Annotated in this window: 13 protein-coding genes; 5 read left to right on the forward strand and 8 right to left on the reverse strand. The window is 71.7% G+C overall.

Annotated elements, in window-relative coordinates; genetic code table 11:
- Positions 1 to 8: 8 nt before the first annotated feature.
- Positions 9 to 1205, reverse strand: coding sequence for an AAA family ATPase (locus OG623_RS02235; protein ID WP_406151643.1), 1197 nt, complete (start codon positions 1203 to 1205; stop codon positions 9 to 11).
- A gap of 234 nt (positions 1206 to 1439) precedes the next feature.
- Between OG623_RS02235 and OG623_RS02240 the strand changes: the two genes are divergently transcribed.
- Both OG623_RS02240 and OG623_RS02245 read left to right on the forward strand, forming a co-directional pair.
- Complete coding sequence (locus OG623_RS02240; RefSeq protein WP_406143777.1) at positions 1440 to 1823, forward strand: hypothetical protein; 384 nt, start codon at positions 1440 to 1442, stop codon at positions 1821 to 1823.
- Between the two features lie 143 nt (positions 1824 to 1966).
- A complete protein-coding gene (locus tag OG623_RS02245) occupies positions 1967 to 3454 on the forward strand; it encodes a SulP family inorganic anion transporter (protein ID WP_406143779.1) in 1488 nt (495 codons plus the stop codon).
- A 19-nt stretch (positions 3455 to 3473) separates the two neighbouring features.
- Here OG623_RS02245 and OG623_RS02250 read toward each other — a convergent pair whose 3' ends face one another.
- From OG623_RS02250 to OG623_RS02270, 5 genes are all read right to left on the reverse strand, one after another.
- The gene (locus tag OG623_RS02250; RefSeq protein ID WP_406143781.1) at positions 3474 to 4514 is read right to left on the reverse strand and encodes an NAD(P)-dependent alcohol dehydrogenase; all 1041 of its coding nucleotides are present in this window, start codon (positions 4512 to 4514) and stop codon (positions 3474 to 3476) included.
- A gap of 64 nt (positions 4515 to 4578) precedes the next feature.
- Entirely contained in the window at positions 4579 to 5355 is a 777-nt protein-coding gene (locus OG623_RS02255; protein ID WP_406143783.1) for an SDR family NAD(P)-dependent oxidoreductase, read from the reverse strand.
- On the reverse strand, positions 5352 to 6023 hold the full coding sequence (locus OG623_RS02260) for a TetR family transcriptional regulator (RefSeq protein WP_406143785.1): 672 nt from the start codon (positions 6021 to 6023) through the stop codon (positions 5352 to 5354). Before OG623_RS02260 ends, OG623_RS02255 begins: the two co-directional genes overlap by 4 nt.
- 17 nt (positions 6024 to 6040) lie before the next feature.
- Positions 6041 to 8194 (reverse strand): MMPL family transporter, encoded by a 2154-nt coding sequence (locus OG623_RS02265; protein ID WP_406143786.1) that lies wholly within the window; start codon positions 8192 to 8194, stop codon positions 6041 to 6043.
- 103 nt (positions 8195 to 8297) lie between these two features.
- A complete protein-coding gene (locus tag OG623_RS02270; protein ID WP_406143788.1) occupies positions 8298 to 8792 on the reverse strand; it encodes a MarR family winged helix-turn-helix transcriptional regulator in 495 nt (164 codons plus the stop codon).
- 61 nt (positions 8793 to 8853) lie between these two features.
- On the opposite strand from OG623_RS02270, the gene OG623_RS02275 reads away from it, so the two are divergent.
- The 3 genes from OG623_RS02275 to OG623_RS02285 all read left to right on the forward strand — a co-directional run bounded on the left by OG623_RS02275 (position 8854) and on the right by OG623_RS02285 (position 12099).
- On the forward strand, positions 8854 to 9093 hold the full coding sequence (locus tag OG623_RS02275) for a twin-arginine translocase TatA/TatE family subunit (protein ID WP_406143790.1): 240 nt from the start codon (positions 8854 to 8856) through the stop codon (positions 9091 to 9093).
- 118 nt (positions 9094 to 9211) lie between these two features.
- Complete coding sequence (locus OG623_RS02280) at positions 9212 to 10723, forward strand: SDR family oxidoreductase (protein ID WP_406143792.1); 1512 nt, start codon at positions 9212 to 9214, stop codon at positions 10721 to 10723.
- A complete protein-coding gene (locus tag OG623_RS02285) occupies positions 10720 to 12099 on the forward strand; it encodes a cryptochrome/photolyase family protein (protein ID WP_406143794.1) in 1380 nt (459 codons plus the stop codon). The genes OG623_RS02280 and OG623_RS02285 overlap by 4 nt, the downstream gene beginning before the upstream one ends.
- 34 nt (positions 12100 to 12133) lie before the next feature.
- Here OG623_RS02285 and OG623_RS02290 read toward each other — a convergent pair whose 3' ends face one another.
- Both OG623_RS02290 and OG623_RS02295 read right to left on the reverse strand, forming a co-directional pair.
- The gene (locus tag OG623_RS02290; RefSeq protein WP_406143796.1) at positions 12134 to 12976 is read right to left on the reverse strand and encodes a DUF1206 domain-containing protein; all 843 of its coding nucleotides are present in this window, start codon (positions 12974 to 12976) and stop codon (positions 12134 to 12136) included.
- 42 nt (positions 12977 to 13018) lie between these two features.
- A complete protein-coding gene (locus OG623_RS02295; RefSeq protein WP_406143798.1) occupies positions 13019 to 13555 on the reverse strand; it encodes a DoxX family protein in 537 nt (178 codons plus the stop codon).
- Positions 13556 to 13756 lie beyond the last annotated feature (201 nt).

The following is a 13756-nucleotide window of genomic DNA, read 5'->3' on the forward strand; positions in this document are numbered from 1 at the left end:
TCCGTCGCTCAGAGCTGGGCCTGCACGAGGCTCGCGTCCACACCGAGCGCTTCGGTCAGGACACGGGCGTGGACGGCGCGCCGGAGGATGATCACACGCTCGACGGTGGATGTGGACCGCCCGTCGCTGCCGGCCTCGCTGCGCAGCTTCTCCAGCTTCTTGGCGGCCATGTTGAGCTTGGTGATCGCCTCCCTGATCGCCCAGTCGCCCAGCGCCTCGCGGGACTGACCGGCCTTCGCGTCGAGTTCGGCCTCCAGCTCCTCGATGGCGTCGGCGAGGTCGAGTGCCTCCCGGGCGTCGGGGTTGACCAGGTGCAGGACCTCTCGCTCGACGGTCGGACGTTCGGCCGGCGAGTCCCACAGCACATGGGTGAGCACCGACAGATCGTTGCGTTCCACCGTGTCGCGGCCGTCCAGGAAGGCGCTGGCCTGGAGCAGCCGGACGGACTGCCGCCAGCGGCGGTCCGAGGCGATCAGCTCCTTACGGCGCAGGGCGGCCCGCAGCGTGCACACGGCGTCCACGATCGTGTCCGGGACGGCCACGGCGGGCACCGCCTCGTTCACGGCCTGCTGCAACTCCCCCAGCCGCACCGTCGTCCTGGCGGTGACGGCCGGCGCGGCGACGGCGGAGCGCACCAGCCCCGCGAAGTTGGAGGGGTCGGCGAGATAACCCACCTCGATCCGCACCAGCAGACGGTCGTAGATCGCGGCGCTGTCCTCCCCCGAGGGCAGTTCGTTGGACGCGGTGATCGCGCTGATCAGGGGGCAGTGGATCGGCTCGCCGCCGTTCTCCGGGTGGTAGACGCGCTCGTTGAGCAGCCCGAGGGTCTCGTTCAGAGCCGCCGTTGAGCACTTGAAGATCTCGTCGATGAACGCGATGTGCGCCGTCGTCGCACGGCCGTCGAAGATCTGCCGGTACTCGCCCCGGCTCAGCGCGCCCACGTCGATCGGCCCGAACATCCGGGTCGGCGCGGTGAACTTGCTGAGCAGGATCTCCCAGTAGTTCGCCTGCTCGACGCGGCCGGTCAGCTCGCGTGCCAGCTCCGACTTGGCGGTGCCGGGCGGGCCGAGCAGGAGCGCGTGCTGACCGGCGAGCATCGCCACGGTCAGTGTGCGTATGACGTCGTCCCGCTCGTAGAACCGATCCGACAGTTCACGGGTGATCGCCCGCAGTCGCTCTGCCGTGTCCGTCGCGCCCATCGCCATCTCCCTGCTCGACAACCCTGCTCGGGACGGAGGGTTACGGGGCCGGCCGGCCCGCGCCCTCATTATGCCGACTCGGCAGGTGTGCTTTTCACACGTAATTACTGACGGATAAACGCGCTCGACGGGCATTCAGGCAGCGACTTTCGGACTCTTCACTTGGGGCTGACTCCATAAGCGCCCCGGCCTGTTAGCGTCCCGAAGGGACCGGTGAAGTCCAGCGGGAGGAGGTGCGGGGTGCGAGCAGCGGCTGTCCGGCTCGTGCTCGCGATCCTGATGGGCCTTCTCCTGGCTCCCGCATCCGGCACGGCGACTGCCGATGCCCGGACCGCGTCCGCCCCGGCGATCCGGGCCGCCACCCTCCCGAACGCGACGGTGGGAGAGGCCCACGGGGAGTACGGCACATGCGGGACGCCCGATCGTGGGGGCGAGGCCAACGGCCTTCCCCGCCACCGGCATCGCTCCGCCACCGCCCCGGACGCGCCGTCGCGTTCCGCTGCGTCCGCGGCCCTCTGCGGCGTGTGCGCACCGGCGGCCGCAGCCGCGTCGGGCCACGCGCGTCACGCGCCCGGATCCCCGGCGGCGCGTTCCTCCTCCGCCCTCCAGGTGTTCCGCTGCTGAGCTGACCCGAGGCGCTCGACCGCCCTCTGCCCCGGTCCCGAGAGACCGTCGGCACGGCTTCCCATGCGTCGATCCGCCTTCAGGACCCAGTTCGTACGTATGCCGACGCGCCGCTTTTCGGCGCGCCAGGAGGAATCACCGGAATGCGAAACATCGTCGCCTCGTTTCCTCATCTGCGGCAGGATTTCGCCGCATCACTCGTTGTCTTCCTTGTCGCCCTGCCACTGTGCGTGGGCGTCGCCGTCGCCTCGGGGGTTCCGGCCGAACTCGGCCTGATCACCGGCATCGTGGGCGGTCTCGTCACCGGCTTCATGCGCGGCAGCAGTCTCCAGGTGTCGGGGCCCGCCGCCGGTCTCACCGTGCTCGTACTCGAAGCCGTACGGTCCTTCGGACTGCCGGCGCTCGGGGTGATCGTGCTGGCGGCCGGGGTGCTCCAGCTGGCCATGGGCGCGCTGCGGCTCGGCCGCTGGTTCCGGGCCATCTCGGTCTCGGTCGTCGAAGGCATGCTCGCAGGCATCGGTCTCGTCCTCATCGCGGGTCAGCTCTACGCCGCCGCGGGCGCCGAGGCACCGCTCTCCGGCACGGGCAAGCTGGCCGGCGTACCGGGACTGGTCGCCGACAGTGTGTCAAGTCCCACGGCTCTCGCCTCGATCGCGGTCGGCGCCTCGACCGTCGCCCTGGTGGTGGGATGGAACAGGATGCCGAAGCGGGTCCGTGCCGTTCCCGGGGCGCTCGCCGCGGTCGTCCTGGCCACCCTTGCCACGTCGGTGTTCGCCCTGCCGGTCAGTACGGTCCAGGTCCAGGGGCTGCTGGACGCGGTGCGGGTACCCGGGCTCTCCGACCTCGGCGGGCTCGCGACCCTGAGCCTGCTGGGAACGGTCGCGGCCTTCACCCTGATCGCCTCCGCCGAGAGTCTCTTCAGCGCGGCGGCTGTGGACCGGCTGCACGACGGCCCTCGTACCTCGTACGACAAGGAGCTGATGGCCCAGGGCGTGGGCAACACCGTGTGCGGTCTCCTGGGTGCGCTGCCGATGACGGCCGTCATCGTGCGCAGCGCGGCCAATGTGCGGGCGGGCGCGCGGACCCGGGCCTCCCGCGTGCTGCACGGGGTGTGGCTGCTCCTGTTCGCGGCACTCCTTCCGGCCACGCTGGGGTTCATCCCACTGCCCGCCCTCGCCGGCATCCTCATCCACGCCGGCTGGAAGCTGATCCCGCTGCGCGCGCTGGTGGTGCTGTGGCGTGAGCACCGGGGCGAGGCACTGATCCTCGTCGTCACGGCCGTGGCGATCGTCACGGTGAACATGTTCGAGGGCGTCCTGACCGGTCTGGCGCTGTCGGTGGCCAAGGCCGCGTGGGACGCCTCCCACGTGAGGCTAGAGGTGCTCGACAGCGGTCCCGGCCTGGTGCGGGCCCGGCTGTCGGGCAACGCGACCTTTCTGCGGCTGCCGAAAATACTAGACAGCCTGGAGGCCCTGCCCAAGGACCGGCCCGTCGCCCTGGATCTCTCCGGGCTGCACCACCTCGACCACGCCTGCCGCACGGCTCTGGAGAACTGGGCGCAGCGGCACAGTTCCACCGGGACGGAGCCGGTGCGGCTGACCCGGACGGACGTGGCGAAGGCCGCGCCCTGAGTGCGGTGCCGACGCTCGGTCAGCCGTTGGGCAGGATGACGGCGCGGCCGTTGATCTTCCCCGCGTGCAGCCGCTCGTAGGCGAGCGGTGCCTCGTCGATGGAGTACGTCTCCACATGGACGTCGACGGCCCCCACGTGGGCGAGCTCGATGACTTCCGCGAGCTCCCTGCGCGAGCCCCAGTACGGCGCGGAGACCGAGGTGGCGAACGGCAGGACACCGAATCCGACGGGCAGCACGCCGCCGCCGATCCCGACGATCGTGACGTCGCTGTCGACCGAGGCGGCCGCGCCGGCCGTCCTCACGGTCGGCTCGGCGCCGACGAAGTCGAGGACGACCTCGGCACCGGTGCCTCCGGTGAGTTCCCTGACCTTGGCGGCCGCCTTCTCGTCGGAGAGCACGGTCTCGTGGGCGCCCACGGCGCGGGCGAGTGCCAGCTTCTCCTCCGTGACGTCCAGCGCGATGACCCGTACGGCGGTCATGGCGCGCAGCAGCTGGATGGCGACATGGCCGAGGCCGCCGGTGCCGATGACCACGGCGGTGGCCCCGGGCGTCAGCTTCGGCAGCGAGCGCTTGATCGCGTGGTACGGGGTGAGGCCCGCGTCGGTGAGCGAGACCGTCTTGATCGGGTCCAGGTCGCCGATGGGCGTCAGATGCCGGGCGTCGTCGACGATCATGTACTCGGCCATGGCGCCCGGGTTGCCGAGACCGGGCGGGTTGATGCCGAGGTCGGCGGCGCGCAGGCAGTAGTTCTCCTTGCCCTCCGCGCAGTTCACGCAGGTGCCGCAGCCCCACGGGCCGTAGACGGCGACCGCGTCCCCGACCGAGACGCCCTCGGCGCCCTCGCCGAGCGCGGCGACCGTACCGACGCCCTCGTGGCCGAGGGTGAGCGGCAGCTCGTAGGGGAATCCTTCGGCCGGCCAGCTCATCACTGCGATGTCCGAGTGGCAGACACCGGCGGCGCTGACCTTCAGCAGGATCTGGCCGGGTCCCGCCACGGGCTCGGGTATCTCGACGACCTCGGGAGCGGCGCCGACGGTGCGGTACTGGACGGCTTTCATGGTTCTCCTTCGTTCTCCGTACTTCCTTTGTGACCCCCGTGGTGGCGGTGCGCCACTCGGGGGATCACGGAGCGGAGTAGCCGCCGTCCACCAGGTGGTAGCTGCCGTGGATGAAGGAGGCGCGGTCGGAGAGCAGGAAGGCGATGAGTTCGGCGACCTCCTCCGATGTGCCGAGGCGGCCCGCCGGGTGCAGGGAGATCAGGTGCTCGCGGGCGGGACCGTCGGTGTCGCGCAGGAGCGGGGTGTCGATGAAGCCGGGGCCGACCGCGTTGATCCGGATGTTCTGCGCCGCGTATTCGAGTGCGGCGGTCTTGGTGAGGCCGACGACGCCGTGCTTGGCTGCGACATAGGCCGGGGAGTTGGCGAAGCCGTTGGTGCCGAGGATCGACGAGACGTTGACGACGGCGCCGCCGCCCGCGGCCAGGAGGGCCGGGATCTCGAAGCGCAGGGAGTGGAAGACACCGCTGAGGTTGGTGGCGACGACCCTGTTCCAGTCGTCGATCCCGTACTCCCCGGTGGGCTGTGCGGGGCCGCCGATGCCCGCGTTGTTCACGGCGAGGTGCAGGGCGCCGAAGGTGTCGACGGCGAACCGCACGCCGGCCTCGACGGAGGCGGGGTCGGTGACGTCGAGGGCGACCGCGGCGGCGCGGGCTCCGGTGGCCTTCAGTTCGTCGGCGGCCTTGCGGGCGCTCTCCTCGTTGTAATCGGCGACGACGACACTCGCGCCGCTCGCGGCGAGCCGGCGGGAGACGGCGAGGCCGATGCCGGACGCTCCGCCGGTGACGAGGGCGACCTTGCCGGCGAACTCCGCCTCGGGGGCGGTGGGGAGGTTGGTGCTCATGATGTGCTTCCTTGCGTGGTGGTGCTGTGCGGCGCCGGCCCGTCCTGCCGGGAATCCAGCAGGTGCACGGAGAGGGCGTCGAAGGCATGTGCGACGAAGTCGGGCAGGGCGGCCGGCCGGCCACCCCGTACCCACGCCGTCTGGGCCGCCAGGAGCGCTCCGGCTCCCGCGGCGACGGCCACGGCGGGACGGAGGTCCTGTCGTGGGTCGACACCGAGCCGTTCCGCGAGAATCGCCACCGACTCCTCCTGGGCGTCCACCCGGATGTGGTGGAACGCCGCGTACAGAGTGGGTTCCTCCTCGGCCATGACCAGCAGGTCGAAGAAGCGTGGCCGCTTGTGCCAGGGCTCGGCCTCCGGATCGTCGAGCCAGTCGGTGACGGCCCGGCGGTAGGCGGTGAGCGGTGGCTCGGCCAGGGGGCGCTCGCGGAGCGCTCGGTTGATCCTTTCGCCGTCGCCCCGCACTGTGTCGAGGACGGCGGCCTCCTTGTTCGGGAAGTACCGGCTGAACGTGCGCCGGTCGACGTCGGCCGCCTGAGCGATCTCCTCGACCGTCACGCTCCGCAGACCGCGCTCGACCACCAGGTCGAACGCGCTCCGCGCCAGCGTGTCCCGGGTCCTGCGGGCCTTGCGCCCGCGCCTCTCCGGGGCCTTTCCTGTCCCGTTCATAGTTGCACCGTACACCTTTAAATGTCCCGGCGGGACACCTGTCCCTCCGGGACATCGGAGACCTCGGACACACCCCGGTCACCCCGGCTCAGCACGCCGGGCCACCAGGCGGTGGGTCCGATGTCCCTGACCAGAGCGGGCACCAGGAGGGAGCGCACGACGAGGGTGTCCAGCAGGACGCCGAACGCGACGATGAACGCGATCTGGACGAGGAAGGCCAGGGGGATGACCCCGAGGGCCGCGAAGGTGGCCGCCAGGACGACACCCGCCGAGGTGATGACCCCGCCCGTGGTGGTCAGTCCGCGCAGGACTCCTTGCCGGGTGCCATGGACCAGGGACTCCTCGCGGACCCGGGACATCAGGAAGATGTTGTAGTCCACGCCGAGGGCGACCAGGAAGACGAATCCGTACAGCGGCACGGAGGAGTCCGTACCGCTGAAGCCGAAGACGTGCTGGAAGACCAGCGACGAGATGCCCAGCGTGGCGAGGAAGTTGAGCGCGACCGTGGCCACCAGGAGCAGCGGCATCAGGATCGAGCGCAGCAGGCCGGTCAGGATGACCAGGATGATGACCAGCACCACCGGCACGATGATGTCGCGGTCGTGTTCGGCGGTCCTCTGGGTGTCGTACCGCTGCGCGGTGTAACCGCCGACGAGCGCGTGCGCGCCGGGCACCGCGTGGACCGCCTCGCGCAGCCGCGCGACCGTCTCCTTGGCGGCGTCGCTGTCCGCCCCGTCCGTCAGGGTGGCGTCGATACGGACCCGGCCGTCCACGACGAGCGGTTCACCACCGCCCGGGCGTCCCGATGCCGTCACGGCGAGGGCGTTCGCGACCCCGGGCACCTTCCCGGCCGCCGCGGTCACCTGCTTCGACCGGTCGGCGTCGGCGATGACGACGGCGGGGTTGCCCGAGCCGCCGGGGAAGTGCCGGCCCAGGGTCCGCTGCGCGGCGACGGACGGTGTGTCGTTGACGAAGATCTCCTCCAGGGGCACCCCCCTGGAGTTCAGCGTGGGCATGAAGGCCGCGCAGGCGATGAGGCCGACCAACGTGAGGGCCCACACCTTGCGCGGGGCGCGGTCGACCAGGGCCGCGACCCTCGACCAGATGCCCGTCGAACCCGAATCGGGAACGGTGCCGCCCTTCTTGGGCCCCGAGGGCCAGTACGCGGCCCTGCCGAGCAGCACCAGCACGGCGGGCAGGAAGGTGAGCGCGCTCAGGACGGAGCAGACGATGCCGATGGCACCCACGGGTCCGAGCGCGCGGTTGTTGGTCAGGTCGCTGAGCAGCAGGGCGAGCAGCCCCAGGGCCACGGTGGCGGCGCTGGCGGTGATGGGCCCGACGGACTCGCGCAGTGCGGCGCGCATGGCGGTCCACCGGTCGGGGCGGCGCCCCAGCTCCTCCCGGAACCGCGCGGTGAGCAGCAGCGCGTAGTCCGTGGCGGCTCCGATGACCAGGATCGACAGGATGCCCTGGACCTGCCCGTCGACCCGGACGATGTCGTGGTCCGCGAGTACGTAGACGATGGCGCAGGCCACACCGAGGGCGAAGACCGCGCCGATGATGATGATCAACGGGAGCAGGACGCTCCGGTAGACCAGCAGCAGGATGACGAGCACGGCCACCAGGGCGACGCCCAGCAGCAGCCCGTCGATGCCCGAGAAGGCGTCGGACAGATCGGCCTGGGAGGCCGCGGGGCCCGCGAGCCCGACGACCGTACCCGGCACCTCCTCCGCCGCGCTCCGGATGTGCGCGAGGGCGTCGGGGAGTTCGTCCCCCAGGTCGGGCCGCAACTGGACGACGCCTTCGAGCGCTTCGCGGTCCTCGGACAGCACCGCGGGGCTCACCCCGCCGACCGCTCCGGGGCCGTCCCCGGCCGAGGCCAGGGCCGCGGTCGCCGCCTTCTGCTGCTCGGCGCCGAGTTCCCCTCCGTCATCGGCCGATGTCCAGACCACGACGGCCGGCACGGTCTCGTTGCCGCTGAACGCCTTCTGGGCGTCGATGACCTTGGTGGACTCGGCGCTCTGCGGCAGGAACGAGGCCTGGTCGTTGGTGGAGACCTCGCCGAGCTTGCCGGCGTACGAGCCGAAGGAACCGCCGACGACGAGCCAGGCGATGAGGAGGAACAGGGGGACAAGAACCAACCGGCGGACCGGCCTCGATTCGGGTGACATGGCACTCCAGGGAACGCGAGGATCTCTCAATCATGATGTATCTCAATGATTGAGATTACATGCCGCCCGGCCGTCCCTTCCGCAGGCATCGCGGTTCAGCGGTTCAGCGCCGAGGAGCGTGCATCCGGCCGAGTTCACCGTTCATCCGGGCGATGAAGCGGCGCGCGGCCTCCAACTCCTGCGGCGCGGCCGCGGAACGCGCGCCGGCCGCCGCCTCCGCGAGAGGCATGAAGAACGAGCGCGCGGCGGCCTTGGCCCCGGGCTCGTAGTACAGATGCACGACACGGCGGTCGGAACTCTCCCGCGTGCGCCTGATGTGACCCGCGCGCTCCAGCCGGTCCAGGCACGCGGTGACCGCACCGGACGTCAGGCCGAGGCGTTCGCGCAGCCGCCCCGGGGTGAGTGGCGCCTCCGCGTCGAGGATCGCGCCGAGCGCCTGTACGTCCGTGGCGTGCAGGCCCTGCGCGTGGGCGAAGGCATGGACCAGCCGGTTGACCTCGCTGTTCATCCGGCGCAGCTCCACGGCGAGAGCCGTGAGCTCCGATACCCCGGCCACATCCGCGCCCGATCCGCCGCGAGGGTCGTCTGCACTGTTCACCGCCACATACTAGTTGGGGACACCCTCCCGCAGCCTTCTACAGTGCTGTAGATTTGGCGCCATGTTCGGAATCAGCGAGATCGCGATCTTCCTCATCATCGTCGTCCTGATCGTCGGCGCCAGGAAGCTCCCCGAACTCGCCCGCTCCCTGGGCAAGTCGGGCCGGATCCTGAAGAGCGAGGCGCGTGCCCTGAAGTCCGACGGCATCTCCCCCACCATCCCGGTCGATCCGCCGGCCGACGGAGCGCACGACCCCCGCGTCATCAGGGGCACGGCCACCGAGAAGCCCGAGTCTCGCTGAATCCTGCCCGCTCCACCACTCGGTGGGGTGGGCTTCGGCGTGTCCGGACCCCGCCAACGGGCCGGATCCCCCGCCCCGGTACACCGTGGCCCCAGGGAACGAGCCGGAGCGAGGATCGATGGACAGCAAGGACGACAGCGGCGGGCCGCGGTGCCTGGTGACGGGTGCGACGGGATACATCGGGGGCCGCCTGGTCCCCGAGCTCCTGGAGGCCGGTCACCGGGTGCGCTGCCTGGCGCGGACCCCGGAGAAGCTACGGGACCATCCGTGGGCGGGCGGGACCGAGGTGGTCAAGGGCGATGTGACCGACGCGGAGTCGGTGGCGGCGGCGATGCGCGACGTCGACATCGCCTACTACCTGGTCCACGCACTGGGCTCGGGGCCCGGTTTCGAGAGGACCGACCGCGACGCGGCACGGATCTTCGGCGAGCAGGCGGAAGCGGCCGGTGTCCGGCGCGTCGTCTATCTGGGCGGGCTGACCCCCGCCGACGTCCCCGAGCGGGAGCTCTCCCCTCATCTGCGCTCGCGCGCCGAGGTCGGAAGGATCCTGCTCGACTCGGGCGTGCCGACGACCGTGCTCCGCGCGGCCGTCATCATCGGTTCGGGTTCGGCGTCCTTCGAGATGCTGCGGTACCTCACCGAGCGGCTGCCGGTCATGGTCACCCCCAGCTGGGTGTCGACGCGGGTCCAGCCGATCGCCGTACGGGACGTCCTGCGCTACCTCGTGGGCAGTGCGCGCATGCCGGCCGACGTGAACCGCGCCTTCGACATCGGCGGACCCGACGTGATGACCTACCGCGACATGATGCAGGAGTACGCGCGTGTCGCCGGGCTGCCCCACAGGCTGGTCCTGCCGGTACCGATGCTGTCGCCTGGCCTTTCGAGCCACTGGGTCGGACTGGTCACGCCCGTGCCCGCGTCGATCGCCCGCCCGCTCGCCGAGTCGCTGCGCCATGAGGTCGTGTGCCACGAGCACGACATCAGGGAGCATGTCCCCGACGGTCCGGGACAGCCCTTCTCCTTCGCCACGGCGCTCTCGCTCTCGTTGCAGCGGGTGCGGGAGGCGAGAGTGACGACACGGTGGTCCTCCGCCTCCACCCCGGGCATTCCCAGCGATCCGCTTCCCACCGACCCGGACTGGGCGGGCGGGAGTCTCTACACGGATGTCCGCGAACGCGACGTGGATGCCTCCCCCGAGGCCCTGTGGCGGGTGATCGAGGGCATCGGCGGTGAGAACGGCTGGTACTCGCTGCCACCGGCCTGGGCGGTCAGGGGCTGGCTGGACCGGCTGGTGGGCGGCGTGGGCCTGCGCCGGGGCAGACGGGACGCCCAACGCCTGCGGGTCGGGGACTCGCTGGACTTCTGGCGGGTGGAGGAGATCGAACGCGGACGGCTGCTGCGCCTGCGCGCGGAGATGCGGCTTCCCGGCCTGGCGTGGCTGGAGATGTACGTGGAGGAGCGCGACGACGGCCGGTCGCGCTACCGGCAGCGGGCCGTCTTCCATCCGGCCGGTCTGCTCGGCCACGCGTACTGGTGGAGCGTGTCGCCCTTCCACGCCGTGGTCTTCGGCGGGATGGCGCGCAACATCGCGTCGGCGGCGGGCCGGGGGACGGCGGGTGACCTGGGATGACCGTGTCGATCGTCCTGTTCACCTCCGATCTGCGGCTGCACGACCATCCGCCGCTGCACTCGGCGCTCGCCTCGGCCGACGAGGTGGTGCCCCTCTTCGTGCTCGACGACGGCGTGCGGTCCGCCGGGTTCGACGCCCCGAACCGGCGCGCGTTCCTGGCGGACTGCCTCCGCGACCTGGACTCGGGCCTCCGCGAGCGCGGTGGGCGGCTGATCGTCCGTGAGGGCGATGTGGCCGACGAGGTCGCCGGAGTGGCCACCGCGACGGGGGCGAGCACGGTCCATGTGGCGGCGGGTGTCAGTGCGTACGCGCAGCGCCGTGAGGAGCGGCTGCGCGAGGTCCTCGCGTCCGTGGGCTGCCGGCTGAGTGTGCATGATGCCGTGATCACAGCGGTCGCACCGGGCACGGTGGTTCCCTCGGGGGCGGGCAGGGACCACTTCGCCGTCTTCACGCCGTACTTCCGCCGCTGGTCGGGGGAAGGGCTCCGCTCCCCGTTCCGGGCGCCGCGCACCGTGCGCGTACCGGCGGGGGTCGCCTCTGCCGCACTGCCGTCGCGGGCCTCCGTGCGCGGGCTTTCTCCGGGGCTGGCCGAGGGCGGGGAGGCGGAAGGCCGCAGGCTGTTCGCGGCCTGGCGCCGCCAGGGGCTCGCGGCGTACGAGGAGCGCCATGACGACCTCGCGGGCGACGCAACCTCACGACTCTCGCCCCACCTGCACTTCGGCACCCTGTCCCCCACCGAGCTGGTGCACCGCGCCCGCGCGGCGGGCGGACCGGGGGCGGACGCCTTCGTGCGGCAGGTGTGCTGGCGGGACTTCCACCACCAGGTACTGGCCGCCCGTCCGACCGCGGCCGGCTCCGACTACCGCACGCGCCGGGACCGTTGGCGGACCGGGCGGGCGGCGGCGGACGACACGGCCGCGTGGAAGGAGGGGCGTACGGGCTTTCCGGTGGTCGACGCCGCCATGCGCCAGCTGCTCCACGAGGGCTGGATGCACAACCGGGGACGGCTGCTGACGGCGAGTTTCCTCGCCAAGACGCTGTACGTGGACTGGCGTACGGGGGCGCGCCACTTCCTGGAGCTGCTCGTCGACGGTGACGTCGCGAACAACCAGCTCAACTGGCAGTGGGTGGCCGGGACCGGCACGGACAGCCGGCCGAACCGGGTGCTGAATCCGGTGACGCAGGCCAAGCGCTACGACCCGGAGGGCGCCTACGTACGCCGCTGGGTGCCCGAACTCGCGGGGATCCCGGGGCCCGCCGTGCACGAACCGTGGAAGCTGTCGGAGCGGGAGCGCGCCCGCTTCGCCTACCCGGACCCGGTCGTCGCGCTCCCGGAGGGGCTGGCCAGGTTCAAGGAGGCGCGGGGGCTGGACTGACCCCGGACGGGGCCGGGGGGGGGCGGGCCAGGGGTCAGATCGTGCGCCAGCGGGCGTTGGCCCAGGAGAAGAGGCCGAAGGCGGCCAGGCCGATGGCGATGAGGACGAGGAGCCAGGGCCCGGCGGGGGTCTCGGTGAAGGAGCGCAGGGTGTCGTCCATGCCCTTGGCGCGGCCCGGTTCGTGCCGGACGGCGGCCGCCACGGCGAACCCGCCCGCCGTCGCGAAGACCGCGCCCCGGACGGTACCGCCGAAGACGCCGACGGCATCGACGGCCTGACGGCTCCTCCGTGTCATCTCCCCCGTCTTCAGGTGCTTGTGGTACTTGCGGGTGAGGGCGCGGCAGGCCATCCAGAAGCCCGCGACGATCACGCCGACGCCCGCGAGCCCCACGATCCACTGGCCGCCGGTCCATTCGAGGGCCCGCGCCGTGACGTCGTCGGTCCGGCGGTCGCTCGATCCGCTGCCGCTGCCCTTGTCGCCTGCCGCGTAGGCGAGCACCGAGTACGTCACGAAGGCGTAGAAGACGAAGCGCGCCGCGGCCACGGCGCGCTTGCCCGCCTTGTCGCCGTCGGGGCCGGCCTGGCCGAAAGACGCCTCGGACAGCCGCCACAGCGCCATCCCCGCCAGGGCCACCCCGAGCACCCACAGCAGGACGCTCCCGAAGGGCTTCTCCGCTATCTCGGCGATCGCACCGCCCCGGTCGGCCTGCTGTCCGCCGCCGTCGGAGAAGGCGATGCGCAGGGCCAGGGTCCCCACCAGGAGGTAGATCACCCCGCGCGCCACGAAGCCCGCGCGGGCGCCCACGTCCACGGCCCGGCTGCGGGAGGCTCGTCTCGCCCGGCCGCGTGCATTCATCGACAGCGCGTTCGCATTCATGCACTGCCGGGTGCCCCTGAACCGACGATCAATGCGCGGACGTCACACGCCCTCGTCCGTCTGATCGGCCTGTGCCGCCTGCCCCTTGGCGCGTCGGCTGACGACGGAGGCCGCCGCGAGGGCGCTGCCCGCGAAGGCGAGGGCGACGACCCACGGCCGGTCGACGACATGCCCGGTCGCATGGTCCAGCGAGTAGCGGCCGGCCCCCGTCACCCCGATCGCGGCCGCGACGAAGCCGAGGAAGGCCGGGTATTCGTAGCCGCCGCCCATCGCGAAGAAGCCCGAGGGCGCGTGCACGGCGACGGCGCCCGCCATCGTGCCGGCCGCGGCGGCACCCGCCGCGGGGGTGGCGAGGCCGAGGGCCAGCAGGAGCCCGCCGCCCGCCTCGCCGAGTCCGGCCGCGAGGGCGCTGTGCTTCGGCGGGTGGAAGCCCATGGCCTCCATCGCGGCGGTGGTCTTCTCGATGCCCCCGCCGCCGAAGCACCCGCCCAGTTTCTGGCTGCCGTGCACCGCCAGGACCGCTCCCGTACCGGCCCTGAGTACGAGGAGTCCGATGTCACGTCGGTTGATACAGGCCATGGGAAGTCTCCTGTCGGCAGGGAGCGGCAGCGGCGGTACGCCCTACGGATCCACTGTCGTCCGGTCCGGTCGGCGGGGGCCGGTGGTGTTACGCCGTCCGAGGACCGGGCCTTGTGGGGACTGAGGTGTACGTCATTGTGCAACTAGTTGCATAATGACTTCGGGTGGTCTACAACTGGGCTCGACGACACCTGCGAGGAG

This window comes from Streptomyces sp. NBC_01012 (genome assembly GCF_045162755.1).
GTDB lineage: Bacteria > Actinomycetota > Actinomycetes > Streptomycetales > Streptomycetaceae > Streptomyces.